Origin of the sequence: Streptomyces tailanensis (assembly GCF_008386495.1) — a bacterium.
Classification (GTDB): Bacteria; Actinomycetota; Actinomycetes; order Streptomycetales; family Streptomycetaceae; genus Streptomyces; species Streptomyces tailanensis.
Map to the genome: position 1 here is coordinate 127,130 of NZ_VTHJ01000034.1, position 8,022 is coordinate 135,151.

Sequence of the window (8,022 nt, forward strand, 5' to 3'; positions counted from 1 at the left end):
CGGTGCTCGACAACGGAGATCACCAGTGGCAGTTCATGTTTTGATCGCGGAGGACCATGCGATGGTCAGGGAAGGCCTGCGTGCCTTCCTGAGCCTTGACGGCGACATCGCCGTGGCCGGTGAGACGACCAACGGCAGGGAGGCCGTACGGCTGGCCCGGGAACTGAGCCCGGACGTGGTGCTGATGGACCTGATGATGCCCGTCATGGACGGCATCGAGGCCACGGAGCACATCCGTCAGGAACTGCCCGAGGTCAGGGTGGTGGCGCTGACGAGCGCGCTGGACGGTGGTGCGGTGATGGCGGCGGTGCGGGCGGGAGCGACGGGCTTCCTGCTGAAGAACGCGGAGGCCGACGAACTGCGGCACGCGGTGAAGGTCGTGGCGGCCGGGCGGACGTACGTCTCCAGCGCCGCGGTCGCCCGCCTGGTCGACCAGGTCACGGACGCGACCCAGCCGGAGCGTCTCACCGAGCGTGAGTCGGAGGTCCTGGTCATGCTCGCCCGAGGCAAGGCGAACAAGGAGATTGCGCGCGAGCTGCGTATCGGGCAGCAGACCGTGAAAACGTATGTCAGCCACATCTTCGACAAGCTCGGCGTGCACAGTCGGACCCAGGCGGTCGCCCGCGCCCTGCGGCTGGGGCTCGTGCCGTCCGGAGAACTCGCCCGCGGCCTCGTCGTGATGGACGAGTACCGGTGGTCGGCGTGACGGACCTCCCTCCCACCGCGATGCCGGCGGCACCGGGCACGACGCCCGACGCCGCGTCCGGCGGGAGTGGACGGCCGTCGACCGGGGAACGGCCCGAGGAGGTGCTCCTCGTGCTGGATCCCCAGGGGCACGTGCTGAGCGTCGGCGCGGGCGCCACCTCGCCGGCCGGTCACGGTCCGGATCTGGTGGGGCGGCATGTCTCGCTCCTCTACCCGCCCGAGGACGCGGCGTCGGGCGCCGCGGCCCGCGCACTGGACGCGGCCGCAGGCCTCGGCACACACCGGGAACACGCCTGGTGTGTACGCCGGGATGGGGCACGTTTCTGGGCCGAGACGGTCGTCACGGCGACCAGGGACGCGCACGGACGCCTGGTCGGCTACTGCGTGGTCGTCCGCGATCTGAGCGCACACCGGTGGCACGAGCGCCGACAGAGGGCGGTTGCTGAGGTCACCAAGAGCGTTGTCGAGTGCGGTCCCGGGTACGAGGTGCTGGCGCTGGCCGCGCGCCGGGTTCGGGAGTCCGTCGGCGCGGAGACGACCCGCGTGCTGGCACTGGACTGGGGAGACACCCTGACCGAGTGCGCCGCGGACGGCGTCGGGAACGCGTCTTCACGCGGCTTCCTGATGCCGGGGGAGTCCGCGCTGGTGCGCGAGGTGGTCCGTGTCGGACGCCCGCGGATCTTCTCCGACAACGACCACGAGCCGTCGAGGCTGCGCGCGGCACTGCGCGAGGCCGGACTGGCATCGGTCATGGACGTGCCGCTGACGGTCCGCGATCGGGTCGTCGGGCTGCTGGAGGTGGCGAACCGGCGGGGCGGGCGCTGTTTCGCCCCTGAGGACCTGCGGATCGTGGAGCCGTTCATCGGACCGGTGGGGCTCGCGGTCGAGCGATCCCGCGCGGAGGAGGACCTGAACCGGCTCGGGCGCAGATCCCTGGTCGGCCAGGACGCCGTACGGCAGGCGCTGAACTCCGTGGCCGCCGAGGCGGTCAGCCGCACCGGTGCGGTGTGCTGCGTGGTCTACCTGCTGGAACCAGGGGCGGGCCCGCGCCCGGCCGGCGGCCACGGTGGCACCGGTCTACTCCCTTGCGGCCAGACGGAGAACTCCGTCAATCATCCCGTGAGAGTGGCGATGGAGGCGATCACGACGGCGGCCCCGGTGAGCAGAGGCTGCGGGGAGGACGCGGACAAGGCGACCGATGGGGACCCGGGGCCCGCGCGCGCAGCACGGGCCCAGGCTTTCGGCCAGTACCTGACCGCCGTACCGCTGCTGTGCCGCGAGGAGGCGGTCGGCGCCCTGTGCTGCCGCTTTCCACGGGGCCGGCATCCCGGTGCCGAGGATCTCGCGACACTCCAGACCCTCGCCGTCGGGGCCGTTGCCACGGTGGAGGCACAGCGGCTGTGGGCCGTGGCCCGGGAGCAGGCGACGCGCGAGGAACGGCGGCACCTGGCCCGCGAACTGCACGACTCCCTCTGCCCGGCCCTCTACGGCATCGGCCTGAACGCCCGCACCGCCCGCGAACTCCTCCGCCGAGGGGACACCGGGGCGCACCAGCCGATCGACTCCGTGCTCCGGCTCACCGACGCGGGACTGAGCGAAGTCCGGACGATCCTGTACCGGCTCCGCCCCGAGTCCCTGCAGACCGAGGGGCTGGTCACCGCGCTGAGCCGGTATGTCGGCCAGGTGCGCGTCCGGCACGCCGTCGCGGTCGAGACGAAGCTCTCGGCCGAGCCGGACGCGGCACCGGAGGCCAAGCACGCGCTGTACCGGATCGCCCAGGAGGCGCTGCACAACGTCATCAGACACGCGGCGGCGCGGCATGTCCTGCTCTGCCTGTCCGCGGAGGCCGACGCCGTTACGCTCGTGATCACGGACGACGGCGTGGGTTTCGACACCAGCAGGTCCTTCCCAGGCCACCTGGGCCTGTGTTCCATGCGGGAGCGGGCGCGGGAGGCGGGCGGCACCCTGGAGGTTGACAGCCGCCCCGGGCGCGGGACCCGGGTCCGGGTCGCCGTCCCGGCGCGCCCGACACCGGACGGCCCGGGCGCCGGACGACCGCCGACGGACACGTGACCGTGCTGTTTGTGCCGGCCCCTCCGGCGAGTCGCCGCCGGGCGCGCGCGCCTGCCGCGTCGCACAGCCCGGCCAGGGCGTCTCTCGCCGCGCAGTCCGGAAGGTCCTTGATCGCGGCCCGCGCCTGCCGCGCCCGGTGCAGAGCCTCTCGCAGGGCCCGTCGCGGCGCCGGATGTCCCTGCGGGTGACACGGTCCAGTGGGTACCTCGGCCTGGAGAGGGCCTTCGTCGGCGGGCCCCAGTACGTCGTCCGTGAGCATCAGCGCCGTGCCGAGCCGCTCGCCCTAGCGGGCCAGGGCCTCCCCGACGAGGTCGTCCGCGCCCGCCGCCAGAGCGCCCAGACGCCCCGAGGCGCCGGTGAGCGAGCCTGTCTGCGCGGTGGCCATCTCGCGGTGATGGGCGACCGGGTCGCCTCGCTCGGCTGGGCCCGTCCGGCCCAGGATCTGGCCGGTGACCACGCGCTCGTAGGCGGCCGTCTGGACGCGTACGGCGTGCGGGCCGAGGTCGGCCAGGATCTGTGAGGCACGGGCGAACAGGAAGTCGCCGGTCAGGAGGGCGACCGAGGCGTCCGTGAGGGCGCCGGGATCCGGCCTGGTGCGCCGGGCCGTCTCCGCGTCGCGCACGCTGTCGTGGCTGAGCGTGGCTGAGCGTGGCTGAGCGTTGCTGAGCGTGGCTGAGCGTGGCGAGGTGCGTGAGCTCGACGGCGGCAGCCGCGGGCACGACACCGGGTGCGTGCGCATCGCCGAACCGCGCCGCCAGCAGCACCAGCAGCGGGCGTAACCGCCAAGCCTGCCCAGTGCCCAGAAGACCCAGGCCTGACTCGGCGATGAAAGGCACATCGCTCTTGACGGCGGCCAGCAGGCACTCCTCCACGGCCGCTGAACCGGCCAGCAGGTCCGCCCGCAAGGCCCGGTCACGGTCCCGATACCGCGGATTCGGACAGAAGGGGTCGGTGATGGCCACTGGGCGCTCCTGCCTGTGCATGGCCGCGTGGAACGGCGGCACGCTGTGCGTGGGTGTTGCTGGGGGACGGGTCGGTGCCACGGAGTACGGCCCGGTGGACCGGAACCGGTAGGGGCCGATGGCGGGTCACAACGGGGTGAAGGGCGGGATGGGGCCGGTCCGCTTGATCCGGTCGGGGACCACGTCGCGCAGCGGGCCAGAAGGCAGCAGCAGTCGGTGCTCACCATTGCCGACCACGCTTTCCACCAGGCGCTGAACCGCCACTCCCTTGCTGATCCGGTCGACCGCCGCCACCGTGGACGCGGCTCCTTGTCCGGGGCTGGACCTGCGCCACGGCTCCGGTGGGAAACCCGGCGGTACGTAGTACGGATTCCACGCCTGCGAGCGTTTGTGCGTCTTCCACAGATTTGGAGATGATCGCTCGGATGCTCGCATTTGAGCTCAGATGAGGGAATACGTTCCTCGGCGGACCGTGTTTCCTTCTTGTTCGGGCCGGTGTCACTTCGCGTGCAGGGAGATGCCGTGAACAAGATTCCCGGATGGATGAGGGTACCCGCTCCCCAAGTGCTCGCACCGAGCCCCGTGGTAAACGGACATCCCGTGCATTCGCCTCTCCCCGCCGCCGCGGTGGGCACGGAGGCGAGGCCGATAGCGGACTACGCGCTGCTGTCGGACTGTCAGGGCGCGGCGCTCGTGGCGCGCGACGGATCGGTGGACTGGCTGTGCCTGCCCCGCTTCGACTCCGCGTCCGTCTTCGCGCGGCTGCTGGACCGCTCGGCCGGGCACTGGTGGATCCGCCCGGTCGGTGTCTTCACCGCACGCCGTGCATACGTGGACACAACGATGGTGCTCCGTACCGAGTTCCGGACCGACACCGGAGTTGTTCAGGTGACCGACGCGCTGGCTGTGGGGCCGAACACGACTGGCCGGGTCCTCGGCCGCGAGGCGCCGCACACGCTGTTGCGCGTGGTGCAGTGCACGGAGGGATCGGCCGAGGTGGCGGTGGAGTTCGCCCCCCGGCCGGACTACGGCGCGATCCAGCCGCTGCTGACACCGGCCGACGGAGGGCTGCTCTGCGCCTTCGATTCCGGATCGTTGCTGCTGTCCTCACCGCTGCGGCTGGAGGGGCGGACCACGGTGCGTGGGCAGCTGACACTGAATGTCGGAGAACGGGCGGGCTTCGCCCTGACGCATGTGCCCGTCGGCGGCCGTCGAGAGCTGTGGTCGCAGGATCGCATCGGCGAGGCCCTGCGGACCACCCTGGACGCCTGGCGCTCATGGGCCGCGCTCAACCAGCGCTACGAGGGACCCTGGCGGGATGCGGTGCACCTCAGCGGGCGTGTGCTCCAGGCCCTGACCTACGCCCCGACCGGCGCCGTCGTGGCAGCGCCGACGACCTCATTGCCGGAGGCCCTGGGCGGTGAGCGCAACTGGGACTACCGCTTCTCCTGGGTCCGGGACGCCTCCTTCACCCTGCACGCGCTGTCGGTCGCGGCCTGCCCGGGAGAGGCGGAGGCGTTCTTCTCGTGGATGGCGCGGACCGCCTCCGCCGAGGGGCTCGCCAACGGGCAGTCACTGCAGGTGCTGTTCGGCGTCGGTGGCGAGTGGGAAGTGACCGAGCGTACGCTCGACCATCTGACCGGGTGGGGCGGCAGCCGGCCCGTGCGCATCGGCAACGATGCCTGGCGGCAGCGCCAACTCGACGTCTACGGCGAGTTGTTGGACGCCGCCTATCGCTTGCGTGGCCAGCTGAACCGGCTGGACGAGCACGGCCGGTGGTTCCTGATAAGCCTGGCCGACGCCGCCGCGAACCACTGGACGGAGCCGGACCACGGCATCTGGGAAGTCCGCGGCCGCCCGCAGCACTTCGTCTACTCCAAGCTCATGTGCTGGGTGGCGCTCGACCGCGCCATCGGTCTGGCCGACGAACTCGACGCTGCCATACGGGTACCCGTATGGAAAGCCGCCCGCGAGGTGATCCGTGAAGCGATCGAAGAACACGGCTGGAGCCGACAGGCCGGAGCCTACAGCCAGGCGTTCGGGTCCGACCTGCTGGACGCGTCGGCCCTGATGCTGCCGATCACCGGGTTCACCATGCCCGACGACCCTCGGACGCAGGCCACGGTCACCGCCGTACGAGAACGGCTGACCGGTCCCAGCGGTTTGATCCACCGCTATGAGCGGGTCGACGACGGACTGGCGGGCGAGGAGGGAGCCTTCCTCATGTGCTCCTTCTGGCTTGCCCACGCACTCGCGCTGATGGGGGAGGGAGCTGAGGCGCGGGAGGTCTTCGAGCAGGCCGCGGCCTGCGCGAACGACGTCGGGCTGCTGGCGGAGGAAGTGGATCCGACGGGATGGCAACTGCTGGGCAACTTTCCGCAGGCGCTCAGCCACATCGGTCTGGTCAACGCGGCCTGGGCGATCGGCAGGGCGGAAGCGGGCGCGTACGGCTGAGAGGCCGCGGGCACGATGCCCGCGGCCTCTCACTGCTCATCCGCATGTGCGGGGGACTACTGCGAGGACTTCGCCGTCTTCGCCTGCGGCAGCGGGTCCTGGTACGTGGCGACCAGCGCCTTCTTGCCCGGGTCCACGGTCGTCCAGTCGTCCTTGAGGACACCGCCGGTGTCACCGGAGTTGGGGTTCCAGGACCAGTAGGTGTAGCTGATGGCGTTCTTCTTCAGGTACTGCATCAGGCTCTGCTGCCAGACGGCCTCGGTGCTCTTGCCCGAGCTCTTCTTGCCGCCGAACTCGCCGAGCAGCACGGGAGCGGTGTTGTCCTTCTTCAGGAAGCCCCAGTGCGTGTCCCAGAAGGCGGGCATGTTGCTCGGGAAGCTCTTGTCCATGAACCAGTTCTGGTTGTAGACGCCGGGCCCGTAGTCGTGCGCGGAGTACACGACCTTGCCGGCCTCCTTGAGCGTAACGGGGTGCTCCTTGGCGCCCCTCAGCTCGCCGCCCCACCAGGTGGACTCGTCCTTGTACTTGTCGTTGCCTTCGACGAAGATCAGCCAGTTCTTGTTGGCCGAGTGGATGGTGTTGCCGGCCTTCTCTGCGGCCATCTTCCAGTCGGTCTTGGGGTTGCCGTCACCCCACGTGGCCTGGCCGCGCGGTTCGTTGTGCAGGTCGGCCCCGATGACCTTGTCGTTGCCCTTGTAGCGTTCGGCCAGCATCTTCCAGTCCGACAGCCACTTGCTCTCGGGGAGCTTGTCGGTGTACCAGAGCTCGCTCTGGCCGTACTGGTCCGGGCGGTGCTGGTCGAGGATGACCATCATCCCGTGCTCGGTGGCGCTCTCGACGACCTTGTCCATGATCTGCAGGCCGCTGAGGCCCTTGAGCTCGGGGTTCTTCTTGTAGTCGATGCCGTTGGGCTTGCTCTTGGCGTCGAAGAGCTCGTTGGAGTACGGCAGCCGGAGGGTGTTGAACCCTGTGTCGACCATCTGCTCGACCATCGAGTCCAGGTTGCGCTTCCACAGGCCGTGCGGTGCGAAGGTGCCGGTCTCCAGGCCGAACCAGTTGACGCCGGTCAGGACCACCTTCTTGCCGTCGGCGTCCACGATGTCGCCGCCCTTGGTGTGCAGCGGGCTGTGCACCCCGGAAGCGGCGGTGTTTCCGGAGCCGCTCACAGAGTCCACTGTAAACGCGGTGACGGTTCCGCCGACGGCGGCGACGGCGACGGCCGCACCCGCGACACCCAGCATCAGCCGGCGCCGACTGCGGCCTCCCTCCTTCCCCTCGGTCGCGGATTCGGAAGACATGGACGAGGTCGGGTCGGTGTGGTTTTCCAGGGGGGAATTCATGCGGTGAGACTCCTGAGGAATTCGGGTGCGTCGGTCTTGAGAATTCTGATGGGGGGTGTTTTAGCCGACGATTCCGGGCACTCCTCGTGCGGCTCGGTGGCTGCGGAAAGAAGGACGAGCAAAGGCATGGGAAGGAGTTCGCCGAGCTGGCGGCCGAGCAGGTGGGATTCCTGGTTCGCCGTATCTGCGTCGACCAGGATGACGTCCGGTGTCAGGTCACTGATCTGCGGTATTGCCTGGGTGATGGTGGCCACGGCCCCCACGAGTTCATATCCCGGCTCCTCTTCCACGAGCTCGGCGAGAGCCGCCAGTACCTGCGGATGAGGCTCCACGATGAGAACTTTTTGCATGGGCGGTGGGCTCCTTCGGGCTTTTCGCTGCGATGCCCACGAGGCTAGGAAGGAGCCGTGTTTAAATCGCCGTACGACCGAGCGAATTCCTGGCACGCCAATCGGCCGAATTCGGGCTACCTCAATTGAGGTAGCCCG

At 69.9% G+C, this 8,022-nt stretch carries 6 protein-coding genes and 1 pseudogene; 3 read left to right on the forward strand and 4 right to left on the reverse strand.

Going from position 1 to position 8,022, the window contains the following annotated elements; all coding sequences use genetic code 11:
- The first annotated feature begins 25 nt into the window (after window positions 1–25).
- Complete coding sequence (locus F3T56_RS26180; RefSeq protein WP_149827813.1) at window positions 26–706, forward strand: response regulator; 681 nt, start codon at window positions 26–28, stop codon at window positions 704–706.
- Window positions 703–2,778 (forward strand): GAF domain-containing protein, encoded by a 2,076-nt coding sequence (locus tag F3T56_RS26185; RefSeq protein ID WP_149827814.1) that lies wholly within the window; start codon window positions 703–705, stop codon window positions 2,776–2,778. The genes F3T56_RS26180 and F3T56_RS26185 overlap by 4 nt, the downstream gene beginning before the upstream one ends.
- A 40-nt stretch (window positions 2,779–2,818) precedes the next feature.
- On the opposite strand, the pseudogene F3T56_RS26190 reads toward F3T56_RS26185, so the two are convergent.
- Window positions 2,819–3,734: pseudogene (locus F3T56_RS26190) on the reverse strand (polyprenyl synthetase family protein); the annotation flags it as partial.
- A gap of 132 nt (window positions 3,735–3,866) precedes the next feature.
- Window positions 3,867–4,034, reverse strand: coding sequence for a hypothetical protein (locus F3T56_RS46395; protein WP_172639146.1), 168 nt, complete (start codon window positions 4,032–4,034; stop codon window positions 3,867–3,869).
- Between the two features lie 306 nt (window positions 4,035–4,340).
- Between F3T56_RS46395 and F3T56_RS26195 the strand changes: the two genes are divergently transcribed.
- Entirely contained in the window at window positions 4,341–6,194 is a 1,854-nt protein-coding gene (locus F3T56_RS26195) for a glycoside hydrolase family 15 protein (RefSeq protein WP_246203867.1), read from the forward strand.
- Window positions 6,195–6,250: 56 nt separating this feature from the next.
- Here the strand turns inward: F3T56_RS26195 and F3T56_RS26200 are convergent, their stop codons facing one another.
- Both F3T56_RS26200 and F3T56_RS26205 read right to left on the reverse strand, forming a co-directional pair.
- Complete coding sequence (locus F3T56_RS26200) at window positions 6,251–7,534, reverse strand: glycoside hydrolase family 5 protein (RefSeq protein ID WP_149827815.1); 1,284 nt, start codon at window positions 7,532–7,534, stop codon at window positions 6,251–6,253.
- On the reverse strand, window positions 7,531–7,884 hold the full coding sequence (locus F3T56_RS26205; RefSeq protein WP_149827816.1) for a response regulator transcription factor: 354 nt from the start codon (window positions 7,882–7,884) through the stop codon (window positions 7,531–7,533). Before F3T56_RS26205 ends, F3T56_RS26200 begins: the two co-directional genes overlap by 4 nt.
- Window positions 7,885–8,022 lie beyond the last annotated feature (138 nt).

Bases quoted from the DNA above. Each gene is read 5' to 3' on its own strand.
- F3T56_RS26200 (WP_149827815.1), bottom strand. From the start codon at position 7,534: ATGAATTCCCCCCTGGAAAACCACACCGACCCGACCTCGTCCATGTCT.
- F3T56_RS26205 (WP_149827816.1), bottom strand. From the start codon at position 7,884: ATGCAAAAAGTTCTCATCGTGGAGCCTCATCCGCAGGTACTGGCGGCT.